Annotated in this window: 22 protein-coding genes; 12 read left to right on the top strand and 10 right to left on the bottom strand. The window is 70.8% G+C overall.

The features are described from left to right. Positions 1-655, bottom strand: a 655-nt coding sequence (locus ACWDAK_RS25200) for a maltotransferase domain-containing protein (protein ID WP_427396063.1), incomplete at its 3' end; no start/stop codon positions are given. 846 nt (positions 656-1,501) lie between these two features. Between ACWDAK_RS25200 and glgP the strand changes: the two genes are divergently transcribed. After that, on the top strand, positions 1,502-4,201 hold the full coding sequence (gene glgP / locus ACWDAK_RS25195) for an alpha-glucan family phosphorylase (RefSeq protein ID WP_427396064.1): 2,700 nt from the start codon (positions 1,502-1,504) through the stop codon (positions 4,199-4,201). 30 nt (positions 4,202-4,231) lie between these two features. On the opposite strand, the gene ACWDAK_RS25190 is transcribed toward glgP, so the two are convergent. From ACWDAK_RS25190 to glgX, 3 genes are all read right to left on the bottom strand, one after another. Further along, positions 4,232-6,085: an ABC transporter ATP-binding protein gene (locus tag ACWDAK_RS25190; RefSeq protein WP_344640098.1), complete on the bottom strand. Its 1,854-nt coding sequence runs from the start codon at positions 6,083-6,085 to the stop codon at positions 4,232-4,234. Next, complete coding sequence (locus ACWDAK_RS25185; RefSeq protein ID WP_344640099.1) at positions 6,085-7,884, bottom strand: ABC transporter ATP-binding protein; 1,800 nt, start codon at positions 7,882-7,884, stop codon at positions 6,085-6,087. The genes ACWDAK_RS25190 and ACWDAK_RS25185 overlap by 1 nt, the downstream gene beginning before the upstream one ends. 116 nt (positions 7,885-8,000) lie before the next feature. Further along, complete coding sequence (glgX, locus tag ACWDAK_RS25180) at positions 8,001-10,277, bottom strand: glycogen debranching protein GlgX (protein ID WP_427396065.1); 2,277 nt, start codon at positions 10,275-10,277, stop codon at positions 8,001-8,003. 233 nt (positions 10,278-10,510) lie between these two features. On the opposite strand from glgX, the gene ACWDAK_RS25175 reads away from it, so the two are divergent. The 6 genes from ACWDAK_RS25175 (at position 10,511) to ACWDAK_RS25150 (ending at position 17,351) form a co-directional block, all read left to right on the top strand. Beyond that, the gene (locus ACWDAK_RS25175) at positions 10,511-11,704 is read left to right on the top strand and encodes a L,D-transpeptidase (RefSeq protein WP_427396066.1); all 1,194 of its coding nucleotides are present in this window, start codon (positions 10,511-10,513) and stop codon (positions 11,702-11,704) included. Positions 11,705-11,855: 151 nt separating this feature from the next. After that, positions 11,856-13,106, top strand: coding sequence for a L,D-transpeptidase (locus ACWDAK_RS25170; protein ID WP_344640102.1), 1,251 nt, complete (start codon positions 11,856-11,858; stop codon positions 13,104-13,106). Between the two features lie 155 nt (positions 13,107-13,261). Continuing rightward, positions 13,262-14,455, top strand: coding sequence for a L,D-transpeptidase (locus tag ACWDAK_RS25165; protein ID WP_344640103.1), 1,194 nt, complete (start codon positions 13,262-13,264; stop codon positions 14,453-14,455). A 110-nt stretch (positions 14,456-14,565) separates the two neighbouring features. Beyond that, positions 14,566-15,753 (top strand): L,D-transpeptidase, encoded by a 1,188-nt coding sequence (locus ACWDAK_RS25160; RefSeq protein ID WP_427394931.1) that lies wholly within the window; start codon positions 14,566-14,568, stop codon positions 15,751-15,753. Positions 15,754-15,816: 63 nt separating this feature from the next. After that, the gene (locus ACWDAK_RS25155) at positions 15,817-16,686 is read left to right on the top strand and encodes a L,D-transpeptidase (RefSeq protein WP_427394930.1); all 870 of its coding nucleotides are present in this window, start codon (positions 15,817-15,819) and stop codon (positions 16,684-16,686) included. Positions 16,687-16,901: 215 nt separating this feature from the next. Beyond that, positions 16,902-17,351 (top strand): ATP-binding protein, encoded by a 450-nt coding sequence (locus tag ACWDAK_RS25150; protein WP_344640106.1) that lies wholly within the window; start codon positions 16,902-16,904, stop codon positions 17,349-17,351. Positions 17,352-17,722: 371 nt separating this feature from the next. Here the strand turns inward: ACWDAK_RS25150 and ACWDAK_RS25145 are convergent, their stop codons facing one another. The 3 genes from ACWDAK_RS25145 to ACWDAK_RS25135 all read right to left on the bottom strand — a co-directional run bounded on the left by ACWDAK_RS25145 (position 17,723) and on the right by ACWDAK_RS25135 (position 19,984). After that, positions 17,723-18,268, bottom strand: a complete 546-nt coding sequence (locus ACWDAK_RS25145; RefSeq protein ID WP_427394929.1) for a nitroreductase family protein — start codon at positions 18,266-18,268, stop codon at positions 17,723-17,725. Continuing rightward, positions 18,265-18,588 carry a DUF6092 family protein gene (locus ACWDAK_RS25140; protein ID WP_344640108.1) on the bottom strand — a complete coding sequence of 108 codons (324 nt, stop codon included), beginning with the start codon at positions 18,586-18,588 and terminating at the stop codon, positions 18,265-18,267. The genes ACWDAK_RS25145 and ACWDAK_RS25140 overlap by 4 nt, the downstream gene beginning before the upstream one ends. 175 nt (positions 18,589-18,763) lie before the next feature. Continuing rightward, complete coding sequence (locus ACWDAK_RS25135; RefSeq protein WP_427394928.1) at positions 18,764-19,984, bottom strand: MarR family transcriptional regulator; 1,221 nt, start codon at positions 19,982-19,984, stop codon at positions 18,764-18,766. A gap of 450 nt (positions 19,985-20,434) precedes the next feature. On the opposite strand from ACWDAK_RS25135, the gene ACWDAK_RS25130 reads away from it, so the two are divergent. Next, positions 20,435-21,052 carry a hypothetical protein gene (locus tag ACWDAK_RS25130; protein WP_344640110.1) on the top strand — a complete coding sequence of 206 codons (618 nt, stop codon included), beginning with the start codon at positions 20,435-20,437 and terminating at the stop codon, positions 21,050-21,052. A gap of 75 nt (positions 21,053-21,127) precedes the next feature. Next, positions 21,128-21,571: a hypothetical protein gene (locus tag ACWDAK_RS25125; RefSeq protein WP_344640111.1), complete on the top strand. Its 444-nt coding sequence runs from the start codon at positions 21,128-21,130 to the stop codon at positions 21,569-21,571. A 51-nt stretch (positions 21,572-21,622) separates the two neighbouring features. Here ACWDAK_RS25125 and ACWDAK_RS25120 read toward each other — a convergent pair whose 3' ends face one another. The 3 genes from ACWDAK_RS25120 to ACWDAK_RS25110 all read right to left on the bottom strand — a co-directional run bounded on the left by ACWDAK_RS25120 (position 21,623) and on the right by ACWDAK_RS25110 (position 23,198). Beyond that, positions 21,623-22,132: a GNAT family N-acetyltransferase gene (locus ACWDAK_RS25120; protein ID WP_427394927.1), complete on the bottom strand. Its 510-nt coding sequence runs from the start codon at positions 22,130-22,132 to the stop codon at positions 21,623-21,625. Positions 22,133-22,194: 62 nt separating this feature from the next. Continuing rightward, entirely contained in the window at positions 22,195-22,386 is a 192-nt protein-coding gene (locus tag ACWDAK_RS25115; RefSeq protein WP_427394926.1) for a DUF397 domain-containing protein, read from the bottom strand. Continuing rightward, positions 22,383-23,198: a helix-turn-helix domain-containing protein gene (locus tag ACWDAK_RS25110; protein WP_344640114.1), complete on the bottom strand. Its 816-nt coding sequence runs from the start codon at positions 23,196-23,198 to the stop codon at positions 22,383-22,385. The genes ACWDAK_RS25115 and ACWDAK_RS25110 overlap by 4 nt, the downstream gene beginning before the upstream one ends. A gap of 177 nt (positions 23,199-23,375) precedes the next feature. On the opposite strand from ACWDAK_RS25110, the gene ACWDAK_RS25105 reads away from it, so the two are divergent. The 3 genes from ACWDAK_RS25105 to ACWDAK_RS25095 all read left to right on the top strand — a co-directional run bounded on the left by ACWDAK_RS25105 (position 23,376) and on the right by ACWDAK_RS25095 (position 25,256). After that, positions 23,376-23,861 (top strand): ATP-binding protein, encoded by a 486-nt coding sequence (locus tag ACWDAK_RS25105; protein ID WP_427394925.1) that lies wholly within the window; start codon positions 23,376-23,378, stop codon positions 23,859-23,861. 117 nt (positions 23,862-23,978) lie between these two features. Beyond that, complete coding sequence (locus ACWDAK_RS25100) at positions 23,979-24,689, top strand: hypothetical protein (RefSeq protein ID WP_427394924.1); 711 nt, start codon at positions 23,979-23,981, stop codon at positions 24,687-24,689. A gap of 186 nt (positions 24,690-24,875) precedes the next feature. Next, a complete protein-coding gene (locus ACWDAK_RS25095) occupies positions 24,876-25,256 on the top strand; it encodes an antibiotic biosynthesis monooxygenase family protein (protein WP_344640117.1) in 381 nt (126 codons plus the stop codon). The last annotated feature ends 169 nt before the right edge of the window (positions 25,257-25,425 follow it).

Genomic DNA, 25,425 nt, shown 5'->3' with positions numbered 1-25,425 from the left:
CCGGTGGGAGGTTGCCGTCCGGGTCCACCACCGCGCCCTCCGAGCGCGGGAAGAACTCGTACCAGGACCCGAACAGCGCCCGCTGCCGGTCCACCTGGAGCGGCAGCGGCCGGGAGGCGCTGACCAGTTCGCGCAGCGGGTAGCGGGCCAGCAGTTCGGTCACCTCGGGCGCGAGGGCGGCGGCCAGCCGGCTGAGCGGGGGCAGCCCGGGGTCGCGCAGCGCGTCCACGGCGCCGAGGACGTGCGCGCGCCCCTCCTTCTTCGGGACGCCTGCGGCGGCCCGCTCCAGCAGGTTCGCGCCCTCCTCCAGGACGAGCGCCGTGTCGATCCCGGCGGGCAGCTTCACCGCGGCGGTCTTGCGCCAGCTCTCGACGGGGTCGGACCAGGCCTCCACCAGGTAGGACCAGCGCCCGGGGGCGCTCGGGGCGATGTACGCGCCCCAGCGGTCGGTACCGGGCGCCAACTCGCGCATCGGCGTCCACGGGCCGCTGCGGCCGCGCGGGTCGCGCAGCACCACGTTGGCGTTGACCGCGTCGTGCCCCTCGCGGAAGACGGTGGCGGTGACCAGGAAACTCTCCCCGACCACGGCCTTCGCCGGACGGCGCCCGGCGTCGATCAGGGGGGTGACGTCAAGGACGGGGATGCGGCCGATCACGGTGTCGCTCTCTGTCGTCTTGCGGGCGGGGGCCCTTCGGGAGGAGGCCCGGGGTGCCGGCTTGCGAGGCGTCGCGGTCTTCCGGGCGGCGACCCCGCGCGGGGTCCGTTGATCAGGAGTCTGACGGTCAGTGTCCCGGTTGGCCGCCGCACGAGGAGACGGCAGTGGCGGTTCCGCCTCTGAGGGTGTATCGGGGCCGCCCGCCACCGAGATGGACTGGTCCCGTGTGTCGCCGTGCATGCCAAGCTCCTGCCCGAGATCGGCGGCAGCTCCCGCGGGCCGTGCGGGGCCGGGGGAGTACCGGGAGGACTACGTGGGTGTGGGGGAGGACGTACGTACGGCCGGCTGGAAAACCTGCCCGCGCCGCCGTGCGCGCGTCCCGGCGCGCAGCCCTCGGAGCACGCCCCGGAGTGACCCGACCCACCCGTGAACGAGCAGATCATGGGCCAGGACACGCGTGAGGACAGCGGCTGAGGCCGAATGGGCTACGAAGGCGCTTGATGGTTCGTCAACGCAAGGATCTCCGGCCGTGGGGCAGCAGGGAGGCGCCACCCGGATCGCACTTCCCGCAGCACCAACGACCTTTGTGCATCCTCGCACCACCGGCAAGCCCTGCGTATGGGTAAGCGCGCGATTTCGGACGGTAGGCAGGGGCATATCGGCCAGCGGAAACGGCGCTGTTCCCGGCTGTTCACGCGCCTGGAGCGCAGCTGGGTCATGGCGTGCGCCCCCGCGCGCCCCGTGTGGCCCTGTGCGCTGAATGTGATCTCATCAATAGCCCGAACGGGTGCGCAATACGACAGTTGACGACTCGTCACCTCAGTGCCGGGGTCTAGGCTTCACGCCGTGAAGGCAATCCGCAGATTCACCGTCCGCACCGTCCTGCCCGAACAACTCCAGCCGCTGCATGAACTCGCGCTCAATCTCCGCTGGTCCTGGCACCCCGAGACGAGGGAGCTGTTCCGCTCCGTCGACCCCGAGGTCTGGGCCGCGGTCGGCGAGGACCCGGTACGGCTGCTCGGCGAGGTTCCGGCGACCCGGCTGGCCGCGCTGGCCGGCGACCGCCGCTTCCTGCGCAGACTCGGCGACCTCCACGACGACCTGCGCGACTACCTCACCGGACCGCGCTGGTACCAGTCCGCCGCGTCCCTGGGCGACCGCAACGGCCCGCTGCCCGCCGCCGTCGCCTACTTCTCACCCGAGTACGGGATCGCCGCCGCACTGCCCCAGTACTCCGGCGGGCTCGGCATCCTGGCCGGCGACCACCTCAAGGCCGCCAGCGACCTCGGGGTGCCGATCATCGGCGTCGGCCTGTTCTACCGGCACGGCTACTTCCGCCAGTCGCTCTCCAGGGACGGCTGGCAGCTGGAGCGCTACCCGCTGCTCGACCCGGACGAGCTGGCCGTCAGCCTGCTGAGGGAGAGCGACGGCAGCCCCTGCCGGGTCGACCTGGCCCTGCCGGCCGGGCGCACCCTCGCCGCCCACATCTGGAAGGCCCAGGTCGGGCGGGTGCCGCTGCTGCTGCTCGACTCCGACATCGAGCCCAACAGCCCGGCCGACCGCGACGTCACCGACCGCCTCTACGGCGGCGGCAGCGAGCACCGGCTGCTCCAGGAGATGCTGCTCGGCATCGGCGGCGTCCGCGCGGTGCGCACCTACTGCCGGCTGACCGGCCACCTCGAACCCGACGTCTTCCACACCAACGAGGGCCACGCCGGCTTCCTCGGCCTCGAGCGGATCCGCGAGCTGATCGACCGGAAGGACGCCGCCGAGCCGGGCCTGGACTTCGCCGCCGCCCTGGAGGCGGTCCGGGCCGGCACCGTCTTCACCACCCACACCCCCGTCCCCGCCGGGATCGACCGCTTCGACCGCGACCTGGTGGCCCGCCACTTCAGCGGCGACGCGGCGCTGCCCGGGGTGCCCGTCGAGCAGGTGCTCGCCCTGGGCGCCGAGAGCTGGGACGGCGGCGACCCCAAGCTGTTCAACATGGCCGCCATGGGCCTGCGGCTGGCCCAGCGGGCCAACGGGGTCTCCACCCTGCACGGCCAGGTCAGCCGGTCGATGTTCAACGGGCTCTGGCCCGGGTTCGACGCCACCGAGGTCCCGATCGTCTCGATCACCAACGGCGTCCACGCACCGACCTGGATCGACCCGGCCGTGTTCCAGGCCGGCGCCGCCGAGATCGGCCTGGAGCGTGCCGAGGACGCCCTGATGACCGGTGAGGCCAAGCGCTGGACGGGGCTGGAGCGGATCGGCAACAGCGAGATCTGGGAGCTGCGCCGCACCCTGCGCGGCCAGCTGGTCGAGGAGGCCCGGCAGCGGCTGCGCGCCTCCTGGCGCCAACGCGGCGCGGCTGAGGCCGAGCTCGGCTGGGTCTCCAGCGTGCTGGACCCGGACGTGCTCACCATCGGCTTCGCCCGGCGGGTCCCGTCGTACAAGCGGCTCACCCTGATGCTGCGGGACCGGACCAGGCTGCGGGAGCTGCTGCTGCACCCGACCAGGCCGGTGCAGATCGTGGTCGCGGGCAAGGCCCATCCGGCCGACGACGGCGGCAAGCGCCTGATCCAGCAGCTGGTCGCGTTCGCCGACGATCCGGCGGTCCGGCACCGGATCGTCTTCCTGCCCGACTACGACATGGCCATGGCCCAGCACCTCTACCCCGGCTGCGACGTCTGGCTGAACAACCCGCTCCGCCCGCTGGAGGCCTGCGGTACCTCCGGGATGAAGGCGGCCCTCAACGGCTGCCTCAACCTCTCCATCCTGGACGGCTGGTGGGACGAGTGGTACGACGGCCAGAACGGCTGGGCCATCCCGACCGCCGACGGCATCGGCTCCGCCCTCGACCCGGACAGCTCCGAGGCCGAGCGCCGGGACGACCTCGAGGCCGCCGCGCTCTACGACCTGATCGAGCACCAGGTCGCCGCCCGGTTCTACGACCGGGGCGCGGACGGGCTGCCGCACCGCTGGATCGCCATGGTCCGGCACACCCTGGTCACGCTCGGTCCGAAGGTCCTGGCCGGGCGGATGGTCCGGGAGTACGTCGAGCGGCTGTACGCGCCGGCGGCGGCGGCCCGGCGGGAGCTCAGCGGCCCGGTGGTGCTCGGCGAGCCCTCGTGCGCCGGGGCGCGGGAGCTGGCGCAGTGGAAGGCGCGGGTCCGTGAGGGGTGGCCGGGCGTGCGGGTCGAGCACGTCGAGGCCGAGGGGCTGGCCGAGGCCCAGGAGCTGGGCTCCACGCTCACCCTCCGGGTCCAGGTCTCGCTCGGCAGGCTGGATCCGGCCGACGTCGAGGTGCAGGTGGTGTCCGGGCGGGTGGACGAGTCCGACGCGATCTTCGACGGCGTCGTGCTCCAACTCAAGCCGACCGGCGGTGCCGACCTCGACGGCCGGCACCGCTACGAGGGCTCACTCGAACTCTCCCGTACCGGCCCGTTCGGCTACACCGTCCGCGTGCTGCCCACCCACCGCCTGCTCGCCTCCCCGGCCGAGCCCGGCCTGGTCGCCCTCCCCGCCGAGACGGCCGGCATGGACGCGGGCCTGCTCAGGTAGCCGGGACCGGCCGGGCGGCAGCCCGGTTCCTCAGACGAGGCTCTCCCGCCAGGCGTGGTGGAGGTCGGCGAAGCGTCCCCGTCCGTCGATCAGTTCGGCGGGGGCGCCGTCCTCGACGATCCGGCCCTGGTCCATGACCAGGACCCGGTCGGCGATCTCCACCGTGGAGAGCCGGTGCGCGATGATCACGGCCGTCCGGCCGGCCAACACGGTCTGCATGGCGCGCTGCACCGCCTGCTCCCCCGGCACGTCCAGCGACGAGGTGGCCTCGTCCAGGATCAGCACCGCCGGGTCGGCGAGCAGGGCGCGGGCGAAGGCCACCAGCTGCCGCTGCCCCGCCGAGATCCGGCCGCCGCGCTTGCGGACGTCGGTGTCGAAACCGTCGGGCAGCGCCGCGATGAACTCGTAGGCGCCGATCTCCCGGGCCGCCCGCTCGACCTCCTCGCGGGAGGCGCCGGGCTTGCCGATGGCGATGTTCTCGGCGACCGTGCCGGAGAACAGGAAGGACTCCTGGGTCACCATGACCACCCCGCGCCGGAGTTCGGCGGCGGACAGGTCGCGCAGGTCGACACCGTCCAGGGTGACCCGGCCGCCGGTCGGGTCGTAGAACCGGGCGAGCAGCTTGGCCAGGGTGGACTTGCCGGCCCCGGTCGCGCCGACCACGGCGGTGGTCTGCCCGGCGGGCAGCACCAGGTCGAAGGTGGGCAGTACCTCCTTGCCCGTCCGGTACGCGAAGCGGACCTGTTCGAAGGCCACCTCGCGGCCCTTCAACGGACTCTGCGGCAGCTGGACGGGCGCGGCGGGATCGGCCACGGCGGGCTCGTGGGCGAGCAGACCGGCCATCTTCTCCAGGGCCGCGGCCGCCGACTGGTAGCTGTTCAGGAACATCGCCAGCTGGTCGATCGGGTCGTACAGCCGCCGCAGGTAGAGCACGAAGGCGGTGAGTACGCCGAGTTCCAGGCTGCCGTCGTTGACCAGGAAGGCGCCGAGCACCACCACGCCGGTGATCCAGGTGTTGGCGGTGGCCCGGGAGCTGCCGACGTAGCGCGCCATCTCCAGCAGGCTGTCCGCGGTGGCGACGGCCGACCGGCGGTTGGCGGCGGCGAAGCCCTCGTTGTTGGCGGCCTCGCGGCGGAAGGCCTGGACCGGGCGGATGCCGTTCATGGTCTCGGTGAACTTGACGATCAGTTCGGCCGACGCCGTCCGGGAACGCCGGTAGACCCGCAGCGAGCGGTGCCGGAACGAGCGGACGGCCAGGTACATCGGCAGGAAGGAGACCAGGGCCGCCAGGCCCAGGCGCCAGTCCATCACCAGCAGGACCACGGTGATGTAGCAGACCGAGAGGATGACCGTCAGCAGTTCCTGGAGGCCCTCGGAGAGCAGCTCGCGCAGGGCGTCCACGTCGCTGGTGGCCCGGGAGATGATCCGGCCCGAGGTGTAGCGCTCGTGGAAGTCCAGGCTGAGCCGCTGGGCGTGCTTGAAGAGCCGGCCGCGCAGGTCGAGCAGGATGTCCTGGTTGATCCGGCCGCTGAGGCGGATGAACGCCCACTGCAGCGCGGTGCTCAGCAGGCCGCAGCCCAGGTAGGCGGCGATCACGGCGACCAGTGGGCCGCTGTCGTGGTGGCGCAGCGCCGGGATGCCCCGGTCCATCGCGACGGCGACCAGCAGCGGGCCCGACTGCAGCGCGGCCTGCTGGACCAGGATCGCCAGCATCGCGACGGCGATCCGGCCGCGGTGCGGGCCGAGCAGTTCGCGCAGCAGGGCGCGGGCGGCACCGGGCGGGACGGGGATGTCCTCGTCCTCGGCCACCGACGGGAGCCGGTCGGCCTCGCTGACGGCCTCCGTGTCCGGAGCGGACTTCGCGGGTTCGACGGTGGTGGTCATCAGGCGGGGCTCCCTTCGAGCGCGGGGGCTGCCGGCGCGCCGGATTGGCCCGACATCAGCTCGCGGTACACCGGCGAGCTCTGCAGCAGTTCCTGGTGGGTGCCGACCGCGACGATCCGGCCCTGGTCGAGGACCGCGACCCGGTCGGCGAGCAGTACGGTGCTCGGCCGGTGTGCCACCACCAGCGCTGTGGTGGAGCCGAGGACCCGGCGCAGCGCCTGCTCGACCAGGGACTCGGTGTGCACGTCCAGTGCGGAGAGCGGGTCGTCGAGCACCAGGAAGCCGGGTTCGCCGACCACCGCGCGTGCCAGTGCCAGGCGCTGGCGCTGGCCGCCGGAGAGGCTGAGCCCCTGCTCACCGACCTGGGTGTCGGCCCCGGCGGGCAGCCCTTCGACGAAGCCCGCCTGAGCGGTGGCCAGGGCGGCCGCGAGCCGGCCGTCATCGGCGCCGGGTGAGCCCATCAGCACGTTCTCCCGGACGGTGGCCGAGAACAGCGTCGGCTCCTCGAAGGCGACCGAGACCAGCTCGCGCAGCCGCTGCCGGGGGATGTCCCGGATGTCGGTGCCGTCCAGGGTGATCCGGCCGCCGGTGGCCTCGTAGAGCCGGGGGAGCAGTGCGGTGAGCGTGGTCTTGCCGCTGCCGGTCGCCCCGACCAGGGCCATCGTCTCGCCGCTGCGGATGTGCAGGTCGATCCCGCACAGCAGGTCGGGGGAGTCGGCGGGGGCGTCCGGGTAGCGGAAGCGGACGTCGCTGAACCGGATGCCCCGGTCCGCCTCGGCGGGGTGGCCGGAGGGTTGGTCGGCATGCTCGGGTTCGTCCATCACCTCGAAGAAGCGGTCCGTCGCGGTGGCGGCCTCGTTGGCGTACGCGAGCAGCCAGCCCAGCGACTCGACGGGCCAGCGCAGGGCGAGCGCGGTGGAGAGGAAGGCGACCAGGGTGCCGGCGGTGAGCTCGTCGTCGGCCACCCGGACCGCGCCGAGGGCGAGGGCGAAGCCGAGGGCGATCTCCGGCAGGCCGACGATCACGGCCCACAGGTTGGCGAGCTGGTCGGCCTTGGCCAGTTCGGTGCCGCGCAGTTCGCGGGCCTGCTGCCGGAAGCGCTCGGCCATGGTGCGGTGGCGGCCGAAGGCCTTGAGGATCCGGATGCCGAGGATGGACTCCTCGATCACGGTGGCCAGGTCGCCGTTCTGGTCCTGGGCGCGCCGGGCGAGGGTGGCGTACTTGCCCTCGAAGTGGCGGGTGAGCATCACCAGCGGCACGGTGGGCAGCAGGGTGATCAGGCCGAGCCGCCAGTCCAGGGTGAACATCAGCACCGTACCGGTCAGGAAGACCAGCGAGTTGACGATCAGGAAGACCAGCGGGAAGGCCAGGAACAGCCGCATGGTGAACATGTCGGAGGTGGCCCGGGAGAGCAACTGCCCCGAGGGCCAGCGGTCGTGGAAGGAGACCGGCAGGCGCTGGAGCTTGGCGTAGAGGTCGCCGCGCATGGCCTGTTCCACCCGGGCGAGCGGGCGGGCCACGAGCACCCGGCGGACGCCGAACAGTCCGGCCTCGGCCAGACCGAGCAGCAGGAGCACTCCGGCCAGCGGCCAGAGCGCGTGCAGGTCGTGGTCGGCGATCGGGCCGTCCACGATGGCGCGGAGCACCAGTGGTACGACCAGCACGCTGCCGGAGGCGATCAGCGCGGCGGTGACCGAGCCGGCGATCCGCCAGCGGATCTCGCGCGCGTAGGGCCACAGGCGCAGCAGTGAGCGCACCGTGGACCGGTGGACGGGAACGGGGGTTTGGTTCGTGGCCATCGCGCAGAGGGTAGGCGCGACGGTCGCCACTTCTCACCTGGTTTTACCGGCCGGACGACATGAACTGGCCATGGTCGCACCGTGGTTCCGATTCAGAACGGCCTCGTCGGGGACCGTTACGGCGGCGGGTTGCCGGCTGCGCCGTTCCGCGCGGGCACGAGCGGCTGGTCCGCGTCGATGCGGAACAACCGGCAGGAGCGGGCCGCGAGTTGGATGGTGGCCAGGGCCTGGTGGGTGCGACTGGTGAGCTCGGGGCGGGCGGTGTCCAGGACGGACTCGTAGGCGGCGGCCCAGGGCGCGCCGGGCAGGGTGAAGGGGAGGCTCTGGGGGCCGGAGTTGAGCAGGAGCAGGAAGCTGTCGTCCGTGAGGTCGCAGCCGTGCTCGTCCCGTTCGGACATCGCGCTGCCGGAGAGCAGCATGCCGAGCACGGCGGTCGGCGCGAACCAGTCCGCCTCGGTCATCTCCCGTCCGCGCGCGTTGAACCAGGTCAGGTCCTGCTGCCCGCCGGGCACCGTGGCGTGTCCGGAGAAGAAGGCGCGCTGCCGTAGCACCGGGTGCGCCCGCCGCAGCCGGATCAGCCGGGCGGTCAGGTCGTGCAGTGCCCGCCAGTCGGGGTCCTCCAGCAGTGACCAGTCCAGCCAACTGACCGCGCTGTCCTGGCAGTAGGCGTTGTTGTTGCCGTCCTGGGTGCGGCCGAGCTCGTCCCCGGCGGTGAGCATCGGGACGCCGGTTGAGAGCAGCAGTGTGCTGATCATGTTGCGCAGTTGGCGGTGCCTCAGGTCCCGGACGGCGGCGTCGGGCGTCTCGCCCTCGGCGCCGCAGTTCCAGGAGCGGTTGTCGTCGGTGCCGTCCCGGTTGTCCTCGCCGTTGGCCTCGTTGTGCTTGCGCTGGTAGGAGACCAGGTCGCGCAGGGTGAAGCCGTCGTGAGCGGTGACGTAGTTGACGGAGGCGTACGGCCGGCGCCCGCCGCGCTGGTAGAGGTCGGAGGAGCCGGAGAGCCGGTAGCCCAGCTCCCGTACGTCGCGGCGGGCGCCGCGCCAGAAGTCCCGGACGGTGTCGCGGTACTTGTCGTTCCACTCGGCCCACAGCGGGGGGAAGCCGCCGACCTGGTAGCCGCCGGGGGCGACGTCCCAGGGCTCGGCGATCAGCTTGACCCGGCTGAGCACCGGGTCCTGGGAGACCGCGGCCAGGAAGGGGTGGTGCATCTCGACGCCGTCGCCGCCCCGGGCGAGCGCCGCGGCGAGGTCGAAGCGGAAGCCGTCCACGCCCATCTCGGTGACCCAGTAGCGCAGCGAGTCGGTGATCAGGCGGACCACCTGCGGCTGCCGGGTGTCCAGGGTGTTGCCGCAGCCGGTGTAGTCGGCGTAGCCGCGGCGGCTGCGGTCGAGCCGGTAGTACGCGGTGTTGTCGATGCCGCGCAGCGAGAGGGCCGGACCCATCACACCGCTCTCGGCGGTGTGGTTGTAGACCACGTCGAGGATCACTTCGATGCCCGCCGCGTGCAGGGCCCGCACCATCCGCTTGAACTCGCCGACCTGCTGGCCCCGGCTGCCGCAGGCGGAGTACCCGGCGTGCGGGGCGAAGTAGCCGAGCGTGTTGTAGCCCCAGTAGTTGGTGAACCCGCGCTGCTGGAGGTGGTCCTCGCTGACGTGGTGGTGGACCGGCAGCAGTTCGACGGCGGTGACGCCGAGGTCCACCAGGTACTCCAGCGCCGCGGGGTGGGCCAGGCCGGCGTAGGTGCCGCGCAGTTCCGGTGGAACACCCGGGTGGCGCATGGTGAAGCCCCGGACGTGCAGTTCGTACAGGACGGTCTCGGCCCACGGGGTCTTGGGGCGGTGGTCGTCGTACCAGTCGTCGTCGTCATGGACCACCACGGCCCTGGGCACGTACGGGGCGGAGTCCCGGTTGTCCCGTACGGTGTCGGCGACCTCGCGCTCGGGCCAGTTGCGGACGGCGGTGCAGACCGCGTCGTGGCTGGTGTAGTGGCCGTCGATGGCGCGGGCGTACGGGTCGAGCAGCAGTTTGGCCGGGTTCCAGCGGGCGCCGGTCCACGGGTCCCAGCGGCCGTGCACCCGGTAGCCGTAGCGGGTGCCGGGCAGGACGCCGGGCAGGTAGCCGTGCCAGGTCTGGAAGGTCTGCTCGGTGAGCGGGTGCCGGGTCTCCTGGCCGTCCTCGTCGAACAGGCAGAGTTCCACGGCCTCGGCCCCGGCCGCCCAGAGCGCGAAGTTGGTGCCCCGGCGCCCGGCCGGGCCGGTGCGGAAGCGGGCCCCGAGCGGTTGCCAGCTGCCGGGCCAGGGGGCGGCGGTGGTGGGCGGCGGGGTGGTGCCGCCCGGGTGGGCTCTGGCGGGCGCACGTCGACGGGTCTCCTGCCCCAGCTCCTGCCACGCTGCCATGGCCGCACCCTCCCAGCGCGGGGAGTCCCGTTCCCCGCCTCCCTCTTGTTCCCTGATCGGCCGCCGGTGTCACGTGACGGTGTGTCTCGTGACGGACCGTGAACGATTCTGTCCTTACGCTGGTCCTCCCGGCGTCCGCCGAATGAAATCGTTCCCTCGTGTCCACCCGACGATGCGGTCGTTATCACCGGCATCGGGCGGTGGAGACGGGACAACCGAAGCTGGGAGGGCCGATGCACCCGGCGGTACAGGCCTTGGGGCGGTGTGCGGGGGCGCTCGGGCTGCTGCTGCTCAGCGGCTGCTCCGGCCTCCCGGTGTCCGACGACTTCGCGCGGTCCTCGCGCGCCGTGATCACCACCAGCCCGGCGGACGGCGACCAGAACGTCCCGCTGGACGGTTCGGTCAGGGTGAAGGTCAAGAAGGGCCGGCTGGTCTCGGTCCGGCTGACCGACCGCGGCGGCAACCAGCTGAACGGCCGGATCAGCCGGGACGGCACCGAGTGGACCCCGGACGCCGGACTCGCCCTGGCCACCCCCTACCGGCTGGACACGGTGGCCAAGGACGCCTGGGGCCTGAGGTCGGTCAGCCACATCGCCTTCACCACCGTCACCCCCGAACACACCTTCGCGGCGTTCTTCAGCCCCGAGGACGGCAGCACGGTGGGCGTCGGCATGCCCCTCTCGCTGCACTTCAGCCGGCCGATCACCGACCGGGTCGCCGTCGAGCGGGGCATCGGGGTCGACGTCCTGCCGCCGGTGCCGGTGCGCGGCCGTTGGTTCGGCGACCGGCGGCTGGACATCCGTCCGGAGGGGTTCTGGCGGCCGGGCACCCGGGTCACCCTGTCGCTGCGGCTGAGGGACGCGCAGGGCGCGCCCGGCGTCTACGGCATCCAGCGCAAGGACGTCCACTTCACCGTGGGCCGGGCCCAGATCAGCACGGTGGACCTGGACGACCACACGCTGACCGTCCGCCAGGGCTCCCAGGTGCTGCGCACCCTGCCGGTCTCGGCCGGCGGCTCCGGGCACCCGACCTATCTCGGCACCATGGTGGTCTCGGAGAAGTTCGAGGCGACCCGGATGAACTCGCACACCGTGGGCCTCGGCGACGAGTACGACATCAAGGACGTGCCGCACGCGATGCGGCTGACCCAGTCCGGCACCTTCCTGCACGGCAACTACTGGTCGCCCAGGGAGGTCTTCGGCAGCGCCAACACCAGCCACGGCTGCATCGGCCTGGAGGACGCGAAGGGCGGCGACGACGAGGGCCCGGCCGGCTGGCTGTACACGCACTCGCTGGTCGGCGACGTGGTCCAGGTACGCGGTAAGGAGGGCGTGCAGGTGCTGGCCGACAACGGCCTCAACGGGTGGAACCTGCCCTGGGCCCAGTGGACGACCGTGATCGGTCCGGCGGCTCCGCCCGTCCACTGAGTGCACACGACCTCCACCCAGGATTCACTCAGCCGGTCCAGCTATCCTGACCTGCGCAGCCCGCCACTGACCGGTCGATCTTCGGGCCCGGTGCAACTTTTCCGGGGGCGTCACGCGTGTATTCGGTGTGGATACCGGGAGGAAAGCAGCAGTGAAGCCCAATCAGGCGGTCGGCGCCGCGATGGCGATGACCCACGGCCCGGCTCGGCGCGGCGGTGTCCGCGGGGCGGGCCGGCGGGCCGGCGCCGCGCTGCTGATGGGCGGTGTGCTGCTGCTCACCGCGGCCTGCAACTCCGACGGTTCGTCCTCCGGGGACGACGCCGCCGGAGGTTCGGCCTCGGCGGCGCCGAAGACCTCGGCGGCCGTGGTGACGGTCTCGGCCAAGGACGGCGCGGGCGACGTGGCCCCGGCCGGCTTCCAGGTCACCGTGGCCAGTGGCACGCTGACCGGCGTCACGATGGCCGACAAGGACGGCAAGCCGGTGACCGGCAAGGTCTCCTCCGACGGCCAGAGCTGGAAGCCCGACGCCGCGCTCGCGGTCGGCACCGCCTACACCGTGAACGCCCAGGCCAAGGACTCGGCGGGGCTGGTCTCCGCGGCGACCAGTAGCTTCACCACGCTCTCGCCGGCGAAGACCGCCGCCGCCACCGACAACATCGCGGACAACGGCACCTACGGCGTCGGCATGATCGTCTCGGTGAACTTCACCAAGGCGGTCAAGAACAAGGACGACGTGCTCAAGGGCATCACCTTCGAGGCCAGCGACGGCAGCGTGGTGAAGGGCCACTGGTTCGGCGACCGGCGGGTGGACTTCCGGCCGGAGAAGTACTGGAAGCCCGACACCAAGGTGACCATCCACTACCGGCTGAAGAGCGTCGAGGTCTCGCCCGGCGTCTACGGCGACGTGGACAAGGACGAGCCGTTCAAGATCGGCCGGGAGCGGACCAGCACCGTCGACGCGGCCACCCACCAGATGACGGTCCAGCAGGGCGGCAGCACCAAGACCATCCCGATCACGGCGGGCAACGACGACAACCCGTCCTGGAACGGCGTCATGGTCATCTCCAGCAAGGAGAAGGTGACCCGGATGAACTCGGCCACCGTCTCCAACGTGAAGGGCTCCGAGTACGACATCTCGGACGTGCCGCACGCGATGCGGCTCACCGCGTCGGGCACCTATGTGCACGGCAACTACTGGGGCAGCGCGTTCGGCAAGGCCAACGCCAGCCACGGCTGCATCGGTCTGCAGGACGCCAAGGGCGGTGACGACTCGTCGAGCGCCGGGAGGTTCTTCGCGGACTCGATCGTCGGCGACGTGGTGAAGGTGGTCAACTCCAAGGGCAAGACGGTCCAGCCGGACAACGGTCTGAGCGGCTGGAACCTGAACTGGGCCAACTGGTAGGCCGTTTCGGACAGCACGGGTCCGGCCGCCGAATCGGGTGGCCGGACCAATGTGGTGCCTTCGTGACTCGATCCTCGGTGTCGGGCGCAACTTATCGGGCGGATGCGGCGTGTATACCGCTGGGATTCAGTGATGAGGGGACGAAAGTGAAGTCGGTGCGCAGGGCCCTGGTGGCCGGGTTGCTCGGGGGCGCGCTGGCGCTGACCACGGCTTGCAGCAGCGGCGGCGGCGGTGGCTCATCGGACGGCGGCAAGACGGCCGAGTCGAAGGCGGCGGCGTCGGCGGCGCAGATCGCGATCACACCGAAGAACGGTGCCACCGACGTGAAGCCGTCGGACGGGCTGAAGGTCTCGGTGGCGAGCGGCAAGCTGTCCAAGGTCACGGTGACCGACAAGGACGGCAAGGCGGTCGACGGGGCGATATCCGCGGACGGGGCCAGCTGGGTGCCCAAGGCGGGCCTCGCGGTCGGCTCGCAGTACAAGGTCAGCGCCCAGGCCGCTGACGACAAGGGTGTGGTGGCCACTGCCGAGAGCAGCTTCAGCACGCTCACCCCGGAGAACACCATCAACTTCAGCGACAACCTGGCGAAGGACGGCACCTACGGTGTCGGCATGATCGTCCGGCTGGAGTTCAAGAAGCCGGTCAAGAACAAGGACGACGTGGTCAAGAACATCACGTTCGAGGCCACCGACGGCAGCGTGGTGAAGGGGCACTGGTTCGGCAACCAGCGCATCGACTTCCGGCCGGAGAAGTTCTGGAAGTCGGGTACCAAGGTGACGGTGCACTACCACCTGAAGAGCGTTGAGGTGGCGCCCGACGTCTACGGCGCGCGCGACCTCGACGAGTCGTTCACCATCGGCCGTGACAAGGAGAGCACGGTCGACGCCTCGACCCACCAGATGACCGTCGAGAAGGACGGCCAGGTGGTCCAGACCATCCCGATCAGCACCGGCGCCTCCGAGCCGGAGTCCTGGCGGGCCTACAACGGCACGATGGTGATCGAGGCCCGTGAGGGCTCGGCCATCATGGACTCCTCCACCGTGCCGGGCCTGCAGGGCGCGCCGTACAAGCACCCCGTCCCGCACTCGCTGCGGCTGACCGACTCGGGCACCTATGTGCACGGCAACAACTGGTCGGACTCGAGCGTCTTCGGCCACGAGAACGTCAGCCACGGCTGCGTCGGTCTGCGGGACGCGCCCGGTGACGCGGGCGGCGACGACACTCCGGCGGGCAAGTTCTACGCCGACTCGATCATCGGCGACGTGGTGACCGTCAAGAACTCGGTCGGCAACGACGTCAGCCCCGACAACGGGCTGAGCGGCTGGAACATCGACTGGAAGAACTGGTAGGCCGATCGCGCCGTCGGGATCTCGGACCGGCCGGCGACAGGGAGCGCGACGCCGCGGGCCCTGTCGCCGGCCGGTCCCAGCGCAGCACAACTCACAGGGGGACAGAGCAGATGAGGCGGATCCGGGGCGGACTCACCACGGGGGCACTGGTGCTGGCCACCGCGGCCTGCAGCGCGGGGGGTGGCGGCGGCTCCGACCAGGCCGCCGCCAAGATGGCGGCCTCGCCCAAGCCGACGGTGTCGGCGGCGCGGATCGACATCGAGCCCAAGGCCGGTGCCACCGACGTGAAGCCGTCGGGTGCGCTCAAGGTGTCGGTGGCGAGCGGCAAGCTGTCCAAGGTCACGGTGACCGACAAGGACGGCAAGGCGGTCGACGGGGCGATATCCGCGGACGGGGCCAGCTGGGTGCCCAAGGCGGGCCTCGCGGTCTCCTCCCAGTACAAGGTGACGGCGCTGGCCAGTGACGCCAACGGCATCGCCACCCAGGCGGAAAGCACCTTCGGCACCCTCACCCCCGAGAAGGACGCGGGCCCGCACGACAACATCGACGACGGCAGCACGTACGGCGTCGGGATGATCGTCTCGCTCAACTTCAAGAAGGCGGTGAAGGACAGGGACGCCGCCCTGAAGGGCATCAGCATCGAGGCATCGGACGGCAGCGTGGTCAAGGGCCACTGGTTCGGCGACGACCGGGTGGACTTCCGGCCGGAGAAGTTCTGGAAGCCGGGCACCAAGGTGACGGTGCACTACCGACTGAAGAGCGTCGAGGTCTCGCCGGACGTCTACGGCGGGGTGGACAGCGACCAGACCTTCACCATCGGCCGGGACCAGCAGACCACGGTCGACGCCCGCAAGGACACCATGACGGTGGTCCGCGACGGCCAGACCGTCGACACCATCCCGATCACCGCGGGCAAGCCGGGCTTCGACTCCTGGAACGGCACGATGGTCATCGAGGAGAAGGCCGAGCGCACCAGGATGAGTTCGCAGGGCCTCAGCAACGTCTCCGCGGCGGAGTCCTACGACCTCTCCGACGTGCCGCACGCGATGCGGCTCACCGACTCGGGCACCTATGTGCACGGCAACTCCTGGGCGGTGGGCGCGATGGGCTCCTACAACGCGAGCCACGGCTGCATCGGTCTGCAGGACGCCCGGTACGGCAGCGACGGCTCCGACGCCGGCAAGTACTTCCGCTCCGCTCTGGTCGGCGACCCGGTCACCGTGGTGAACTCCAAGGGTGCCGAAGTGGCCGCGGACAACGGCCTCAGCGGCTGGAACACGGACTGGAAGAACTGGTAAACCGGCTGCGGCCGGTTCGAACTCGTAGGGGAGGGCGGGTACATGAGGTTGATGCCCCGAAGGGTGGCAGTCACCGCACTGGTGCTGACCACCGCGGTCGGCGGTCTGACGGCCGGCGCGGGCAGCGCGTTCGCGGCCCAGCCGGCCGCGGCCGAGCGGCAGAGCGCAGGGCCGTACGACAACGTCACCACCGGCAGCACGTACGGCGTCGGGATGATCGTCTCGCTCAACTTCCGGAAGGCGGTGCGGAACAAGGCGGCCGTCGACAAGGCCATCAGCTTCACCACCTCCGACGGCAGCAAGGTCAAGGGCCACTGGTTCGGCAGCTACCGGGTGGACTTCCGCCCGGAGAAGTTCTGGAAGCCGGGTACCAAGGTGACCGTGCACTACCGGCTGAACAACGTCCAGGTCTCGCCCGGCGTCTACGGAGGGGTGGACAGCGACCAGACCTTCACCATCGGCCGCGACCAGCGCACCACGGTCGACGCGGCCAAGCACACCATGACCACGGCCCGCGGCGGCAAGAGGGTGAGCAGCTACCCGATCACCGCGGGCAAGCCGGGCTACGACTCCTGGAACGGGATCATGGTGATCTCCGAGAAGGACGAGCACGTCGAGATGAAGTCCGCGCCCGGCGCTCCCAAGAACGAGCAGTACGACGTGAAGGACGTCCCGCACGCGCTGCGGCTCACCGACTCCGGCACCTATGTGCACGGCAACTACTGGGCCGTGGACTCGATGGGTCGGAGCAACGTCAGCCACGGCTGCATCGGGGTGCAGGACGTCGAGCACGGCAGCAACAGCTCGAACGCAGGGAGGTTCTTCCGCTCCTCGCTGGTCGGCGACCCGGTCACGGTGGTCAACTCGGACGGCGGCAAGGTGGCTCCGGACAACGGCCTGAGCGGCTGGAACCTCGGCTGGAGCAAGTGGTAGGCACCGGCTCAACTCGGCCTAGCCAAAGCTGACTTGCACCTGGCATATGCCAAATGAATAGTGATCGTTTCGTCATTGTCCGTACGCGGCCGCTTGCAGTCCGCAATGATTGGCGCATGGCGGGATGGGGCGAAGCGGAACGGGCATCACATCCGGGAGCGGACCTGGCTGCTGATGGCCGGTCGGCCGACCGGTCCTCGGCCCCGGAGACACTGATGCTGCTCACTCCTCGACAGCTCGAGGAGGAGTGCTTCAGCCGGCTCTGCGAGCTGGTCGCGGGTGAGCAGGAGGTCTTCCTGCCGTCCAGACCGGAGCTCGTCCGGGTGGTCAGACGGGCCGTCGTCGCGGTGCTGGAGGGCTGGCAGCTGCCGCAGCTGCTGGAGGTCGGCGAACTGCTCGCCGGTGAGCTGATGGCCAACGCGGTCCGGCACACCGGCGGGCGGACGGTCAGCGTCCGGCTCAGCCGGCGGCCGGGCTGGCTGCGGATGGAGGTGCGCGACTCCTCGCGGGCGCTGCCCTGCCTGGTCCTGGCCGAGCCGGGCGGCAGCGAGCACGGCCACGGGATCAAGCTGGTGGACGCGCTCTCCGAGCGCTGGGGGGCGGACTTGCTGCCGCGCGGCAAGGGCGTCTGGCTCGAACTGAAGATCCGCGAGCGGCCGGCCTGAGGCCCGGCCGCAGGCCTCGGAAGACGATGCGGGGCCCCGCCCCGCTGATGTGCGGTCGTCGGGGCCCCTGCATGGTCACCGCGGCGGCCAAGGGGGTGCGTGCCGCGCGGTGGATGACGGCCGAACCGGGTCAACTGGAAGGCCGTGAGTTGTCGACGGACGCGCATGCGTCCGGACATGTCCGACTATCGCATGGTCTCAGTACGGGAGCAAATTCGATTGAAAGGTTTGCGATCTATTGAACCTTTGGTATGCGCATAAATTCACGCTGATGCCTGTGAATATTCATTAATGATCTTTAATGGCATGCCTCCCGCAGAAAGCGGTCGAGTGATCGTGCCGTGGGTCCAGCCGCGGGTTCGGCCGTGGGTTCAGCTCTGACCGCCGGCTCCGCCCCGGTTCCACTGGACGAGGTCGTCCCAGGTGGGACCGCCCCGGCGGCGCATCCCGGATGGTTGCTCGGCGGCCGGGTGGCCGAGGCAGACGATCAGCTCGGGCACCACCTCCTCCGGGAGGGCCAGCAGCGTGGCCACCGCCGCCCGGCTGAACGAGGTGACCGGCCCGGCGCCCAGGCCGATACCGTGCGCCGCCAGCAGCATGGTCGCGGCAGCGGTGCCCACGTCCACGTGCGGGCCCCGGGCGGTCGCAGGGAAGCCGTAACTCCTGGCCCGGGCCCAGTCGACGCAGACCACGATCGCGGCGGCCGGGTGCTGCAGCATTCCCGGTGAGACCAGCCGCAGCGCGCGCAGCAGCGGCGGGTGGGTGACGGCGACGTAGCGGTGCAGGCGGCGGTTCCCGGCGTGCGGCGCGAAGCGCGCGCTGTCGAGCACCGTGCGCAGTTGCTCCGGCTCGACGGGCTCCGCCGTCATGGCGCGCACCGCACGGCGGCTGCGGATGGCCTGGAGCACCTCGTTCACCGGGTGTCCCCGTTCAGGTCCAGGGTGGCCACCAGATGGGCGGCCACCGCCCGACACAGGGCGTCCAGTCGCTCGGTGTACCCCGCAGGATCGCCCGCGCCGACGGCCGTCTCCACGCACCCCTGCCGGACCTCCAGCAGCAACGGCCGCAGCCCGGCGCCGGCCTGAGGGGTGATCATTTCTGCCAGTCGGCCCGCCGCCGTGAGCAGCCGCAGCGGGGCGTACTCGGCCGCCTCGTCCAGCTGGGTACGGGCGGCCGTCACCAGGTACGCGAGCAGCTCGACGGCGTCGTCTTCGGCGAGCACGAGAGTCTGGGACACCGCGGGGCCTCTCTACGGGGCTACCTCAGCAGTCTGCGGCTGCGGCGACCGGACCGCGCGGTGGTGGCGCTCCAAGGGTCAGCTCGCCGGACGGCGTCGTCCCCGGCGAGCGCGAGCGCGAGCGCGGGACGGGCGCGGGAACCGGGGGCGCCGCAGCGGCCCTTCGGCCGGGGCCTCAGCGGTCCGCCGCCGGAGTGTCCCGGCCGCGTGTCGAACGTGCCAGGCGCACCGCTGTCCGGATCCGCTCGGCGTGGGCGTGGACCGCCTCGGGGCTGAGGGGCTCGGGGATGAAGGGCTCGGGGCTGACGGGCATCCTGTGGATTCTGTTGCCGAGGGTCTGAGCGCTGAGGAAGGTGTCGGGCTCGCCGGACGGGGCCTCTTTCCAGCAGTCGTGGCACAGACCTCCCGACAGGTGCTCCGGGCGGCCGGGTACGCCGCAGACGAAGCACTCCATGATCCGGATGATTACGGGTTCGGGCTGCCCGTTCAAGGTGTTCCCTCCGGTCTGGACGGGTGCGGGCGGCATCTTGGCGATGAGCCGCTTGCGGACGAACGCGCCCGCGCAGTGGACGGTTTCGGGCAGCCCGGCGGTGAGGACGGCCGTGAACTGGCGCCGGTCCACCCCGCACGCCAGCCACTCGGCGGCCAGGCCCTCCAGCGCGGCGCACTCGGCGGCCGAGAGCAGCAGCCGGGTGTCGGCGCGGCCGAGCGAGGCCAGCGCCTCGAACGCCTCGGAGCGGGCGGGCCTGGCCGGACGGGCGGCCTCGGTTGGACGGGCGGGGTCGGCCGAGCGGGCGGGCCGGGAGGAGGCTGCCAGTTGGGAGGAGGACGGACCGGCGGGCTGGGAGAAAGTGGCGGGTACCGACTGCTGGATGCGTCGCGGGGTGGACCGTTGACCGGGGCGTCGGCTCGGTCCTGGGCCGGGCGGGCTGCTCGGGTGGGACGGGCGGTGTGGCTTCGGGCGCCTGGCGCCTCGCTCTTTCGGGTGAATGCCCTTCGGTGGGGCCGGAGTTGGTTCGGACTGGGCGCTGCCGATGCGCCTGGTCGCCAGGAAGTCCGCCCACCAGCCCTTGCCGCGGGCCGTACGGGAGAAGTACGTCCGCTGCACCCAACGGACCTGGCCGACGCCCGCGTTGTCCCTGACCCGATACAGATGTCCGGTTGCCGAGAGGTTCCTCAGTGCCGACAGGATGGCCTGCTGGCCGTAGAGCGGTTGCGAGCCGGCGAGAGTTTTGGCGTCGATGGCGGCGCCGTCGGGCAGCTTGTCGATGAGCGCCGCGATGATCGCCTCGCGTGCGGGAAGGTGTTCGAAGTCGCGTTCGCCTTGGGGAAGTTGATCCGGCGCGGAGTGCTTTCCGTAGCCCGGAGGGGCCATCTTGACCGCGTGCGGGGGCATGGGAGCGCTAAGGTTGGCAGCAGCCACGAGATCGCTCTATTCGATCGAACTGGTCAGGCCCTCGTCCGGTGTCGCAAGCACCGGCGGGGGCCGTTCTGTTGCTGCGCACGCTACACCGAGACTCCGCTGCGTGGCGAACGGTGACGGTAAGTCATATATGCGGGTATGTACGGCGCTTGGGTGGGAGGGTGGTTTCCAACCCACCACCCTCCTGGAAAAGAAAGCGCTCGGGTCTCGGCGCTGGACTCTCGTGCTTCGGGGGCCGGGCTTCGGGGCCACCCGGGTGAGCTCCTCGCGCTCCTCAAGGGCCAGCCTCCCCCGCGAGGGTGAGCCGTTCCCGTGCCCGGGGTGGATGTGTCGTCCGAGGGCTCCCTGCGATCTTTGGCTCGGGCCGGTGGACGAAGCCGGCCGTCCGCACCGATCATGCGCTCGATTCAGGAGGACTCCCTCATGGCGGCTCGCTCCGTCCTCGCAAGGTTGCACGGCCGGGTGGTGGCGGGTGTGCCCCGCTGGGCGGTGTGGGCTGCGTACGCGACCTCTCTGACCGCGCTGCCTGCCGGTCTCTGGCGAATCCTGAGCGTCGACCTCCGGCTGCCGCTGATGGAGGCCCCGACCGACGGCCGCCCGCCGCCGGCATGGTTCGGCGGTGAGTGGTGGTACGTCATCGCACTGAGCGTGGTCAGCGAGACCCTGGCGTTCCTGGCGGTCGGCCTGGTCAGCGAGTGGGGTGAGGTGTGGCCCCGATGGATCCCCGGCCTGGGCGGACGCCGGGTGCCGATCCTTGCCGCGGTCATCCCGGCCGGCCTCGGTGCAACGGTGAACACCCTGCTCTGGCCGTACTCGATGACCATGATCAGCATCGGTCGCAATGTCAACGGTGCTGTCCATACCGGTTCGGGCGTGCATGGCTGGCAGGCAGCCATCTTCTACGGAGCGTACTGGCCGCTGGCCGCCTGGGGGCCGCTGCTCGGCATCCTCACCGTGCACTACTACCGCCGTCGCCGCGCTGCCGAGTCCGCCGACACGGAGGCCCCCGGAAGGCTGGAGCAGTGTCCAAGCGCAGCATGACGGCCCGTTGGCTGGCTGCGTAGGTGAGACCTGGTTCTGGCTCAACCTCCGTGGAGTACTGACTCAGCGTGACTCTTGATCTCGTTCCGTCCTGCGCTCGAACTCCTGGAGGGGCTCACCGGTGCGTACGCCGAGGGGCACCCGGATGACGTCCTCCACCTGCGGCTCTGGCTGCTGGGCGAGGTGGGCCGCTGCGCGGAGGGCATCTCGGAGGCCACCGCCCTCAACGAGCGGGAGCCCGGCGAGTGGGACACCGCGCTGGCGCGGCTGCTGGAGCTGGACGGCCGGCTGGAGGAGGCCCTCGCGCTTCTCCGCTCGTCCACCCACTACCTGGCCGACCTCGACCTGGCCGACATGCTGATCAGGCACGGCCGCCCGGCCGAGGCCCTCGCCTCCATCCCCACGATCGCCGAGGAGCGCGCGGCCGCCGAGCGGAGGGAGCGAGAGGTGGCGGAGCTGCGGAAGCAGGACGACCCCTGGGCCGGGGTGGGCGAGTTCACCCAGGAGCCCCCGTTCTAGGGCCTGTGTGATGTGCCTAGGACACCGTGTCGGTGCAGGCGTCGGAGCTGCTCAGTGGCCGGGAGCGGAGACGGATACCGGCTTGAGGTCCTTGGCGTAGCAGATCTGCACGTACGGACCAGTGCAGTACGCCGGGATCTCGGCGTAGCCGTGGCGAACGTACAGCGAGCGGGCCTCGATCAGGTCGAGGCGGGTGTTGAGGACCATCTGGGAGGCGCCGAGCAGGCGCGCCTCGCTCTCCAGCAGGTCCAGCAGCAGGCCCGCGCCCCCCTTGCCACGGAAGGCGGGGCGCAGGTACACCCGGGTGAGCTCGGCGCGCTCGGCGTCCAGCATCAACAGCCCGCCGCAGGCGGCGGCCTCGCCGCCGTACCGGCCGACGACGAACTGACCCGTGGGCGGGGTGAGCAGCTCGACGCCGTCGTTGGTGAGGCCCTCGTCGATCTCCCGGGAGGTTGCGGGCCGCTTCCAGTAGCGGCTCGCGACCTCGTCGTAGTAGTCGCGGCGAAGTGCGGTCGCGTCTGGGGTGTCGAAGGACTCGGGGGCGAGGCGCCAGGAGGTCATGGCAGTTCTATAGCCGGGGGCGGCGAGCCCTGGCCAGCGAATTTCGGCAGGGGAGTGAGTGGCTACTCGACGCTCTGCCGGGCGGCGTACGCGACGAACTCGGCCCAGGCGGTGGGGGAGAAGGCCAGCTGCGGGCCGTCCTTGTCCTTGGAATCGCGGACGTGGACCGTGTGGGGGCGGGTAGCTACCTCGATGCAGTTGTTGCCATGGGCGTCGCTGTGGCTGGACTTGAACCACTTGAGGGGGGTGCTCATAGTTGCTCCGCTAGTTTGCTGATGAGACGTGCTGATTCCTCAACGGTCATGGCCTGCATGCGGATCATGCCGTAGCGCTGGGTGAGGGCGTTGACGCTCTTCCGGTCACTGTAAATCGCATGTGTCTGCTGCCCTTCCACATAGGCGAGCTGCTCATGCGTGGAGGTTTCGAGCAGGTAGAACGGCCCAGTGAGGCCGACATGAACAGTACTCCCTGAGGGGAGCACCTGGACCGAGAGATTACGCAACTCTCCTGCAGTTAGAAGGTGCTGGAGCTGTTGCTTCATTACTTCTCTCCCACCTACGCCGGTCTGCAGCGCCGCCTCGTAGATCACGAAGCTGAAGAGGGCTGGCGGTCTGCGGGTCAGTTTCTCCTGCCGCTTGAGCCGGAATGCCACTCGCTCCTCGACGATGTCCTCGTCCGGGGGCGGGCAGTGGCCGCCCAGCAGAGCTCTCGCGTAGCCCTCTGTTTGCAAGAGGCCTGGGATCAGTAGGGACTCGAACGCTTGCACAGCGATCGCGTCCTCCTCGGCTGCCATGAAGTCCTGTACGTGAGTCGGGAGCTTCTCCGGCTTCAGGTACTCCGTTGCGGCGATCAGCAGACCCCGCGCGCCGCACAAGTCGTCCGCCACCTGAAGCAGTTGCGGCGTGGGCCGCCGCCGCCCCTGTTCCATTGACTTGATGGTCTCGTACTGGTAACCGGCCTCCTCGCAAAGTTGCTCGCGGGACACCCCCGCCCGCTCACGCCAGAGCTTGATCTGGCTACCGCAATACCGCCAATTCATCGGCGGCGGTGATGCCTCGCTCGTCAACTCGCGCCTCCTATCGGCTCTATGCACGCCACGAGTACAACCGCTTCCGTACGCGCGCCGTGGCTCCCGAGAGTAGGGCCGCGACGGGATCGTAAGAGGGCCGATCGATGGAATCCGCCCCTTCCGGATGACATCCGACGGCCCGTTCAGTGCCAGCCGTGAGCCCCAAGGATCTTGATGACCGTGCGTCCCGCCCCGCCCAGAGTTCCCGTCGCCGCGCCCCCGGAGGTCGAGTGGCGCCTGCCACGCCACTTCCGCAGCGTGGGCCGCGCCCGCAGCCTGCTGCGCGACCAGGCGGCGACCTGGCAACTCCCCTCCGAGGCGGCCGAGATGGCGGTGCTGCTGCTCAGCGAGCTGATGACCAACGCCTGTTGGCACGCCCGCCTCCCCCGGGGCCGCCACATCGCCGCCCGCTGCGTCCGGTATGCCGACCGCCTGCGCGTCGAGGTCTCCGACGCGAGCAGTGAGATGCCGAAGCCACGCCAGGCGGCACCCGACGACGAGTCCGGCCGGGGCCTCGCCCTGGTCGCCGCCCTCGCTGACGCCTGGGGCGCCCACCCCCGCGACTGCGGCATCGGCAAGACCGTCTGGTTCGAACTCGGCCTCCCGCCGGGCGACTCACAGCCCGATGCCCCACAAGGTGCCCCGGTAGCGGACCGGTAATCCGACCACCGGCCAGAGCCGCGAAACCGCGTGACCTCGGGCTGGTTCAGCTGCTGAGACCACCCCGGGTCGAAGGGCAGGGACGGGCGGCCGGTGACCTGCACCTACACTCCCGGGGTGCCAACTCATCAGCTGATAGCCGTGGCCGTCGGCCTCACCATCGGAATCGTCTTCGGACTGCGCCTTCGCCGCGCGAACCAGCGCCGCGCGGGCAAGCCGCTGTCGTTCGACTTCAAGGCGCACGGCGGTCGGAACTTCATCGATCAGACGCTTCTCATCACCAATCCGAACGCGAGCGACGTGGCCCCCGTGCTGGCGTTCACGGCCCTGGGCAAGGACGGGAGCGCCGTGCCCGGGGTCCAGGTGACCACCGCTTTCGGCAGCGACCAGGGCAGGCTCGTGGTCCACTCGGGCAGGGGTTTCGACGTGCTGGCCTTCAGCGGTCCCGACGCGGCCCTGGTCGCCGACGTCCGGGTCACCGTCAAGAAGATCATCGCGATGCGGACGGCCGGCCCCGCAGGCTACATCGAAGCGGAACCGCTCGACGGGAACGGCAAGCAGGTGAGCAGGTTCGCCCCGTTCGCGGCGGTCGTCCTGCGGAACCCGCATCCGGTGCCCGTCTCGCGCCGCATCGTCCACCTGGCCTACGACTCGCCGAAGGCGGGAGCCTCGCAGCAGGTCGTCCACCGCACCCCGATCGGGAGCCTGGCCGTCGTGCCGGCCGGGGGCGAGCTGGTCGTCCCTGTCTCCGAGCAGGTCGCGGCCGAGATCCGGCGCTGCTCGGCCGGCCGGGCGGTCAGCGTCAAGACGTACCCGTCGTCCTGCTAGTGCCGCATCGGCCGACGTCCGCCCCGGCGTTCCCGTCCCTCGCGCCGTTCTGTGAGCCGGTGGGCTCGTGGCCGTTTCCGGGAGTTGGAGGAGAGCTCGGACGGCTTTGGTCAAGAGCCCGGTCCCTTGTGCATCCCGTTCAGGAAAGGCTGGATCGCTGGGCGCGTCCCACCTTACGGTGGCGCCATGAGCAATCACTCCGAAGCGCCTGTCGCGCCCGTCGAGGCCTATGAACCCCCCTACTACGTGGCTGTCTTCACCGCGGTGCGAACCCAGGACCAGAGTGGCTACAGCGAGACCAACGCACGCATGGAAGACCTGGTGAAGGACGTCCCCGGGTTCCTGGGGATGGACCACGCGCAGACGCCTGGCGGGCTGTCCATCACCGTCGGGTACTTCCGCGACGCCGACGCCCTCGCGGAGTGGCGGGGCGACGCCGAGCACCGCGCGGCGCAGAAGCGCGGGCAAGCCGAGTGGTACCAGAGCTACACGCTGCATGTAGCGAAAGTGGAGCGGAGCCACGGGTTCGTGCGAGCGCAGGTCGCGCAGAGCCCGACAGCAGGCTGACCAGCCGAAGTCACCTCGGCGACCGTTCCGCCACAAGCTCGCATCGAACGGGTGGGCGTGCCCCTCGCGAGCCCGATCCGGCGCCGCATCAGAGAACCTTCGCACTCCGATGACCGGAAGTCCCCGGCCCGCAGGGCGCGGACCGGGGACTTCGGGCTTGCTCAGCGCG

Source organism: Kitasatospora sp. NPDC001175, assembly GCF_053598215.1.
The sequence above is the reverse complement of the archived record's forward strand: the minus strand, read 5'-3'. Positions and strand labels throughout refer to the sequence as shown.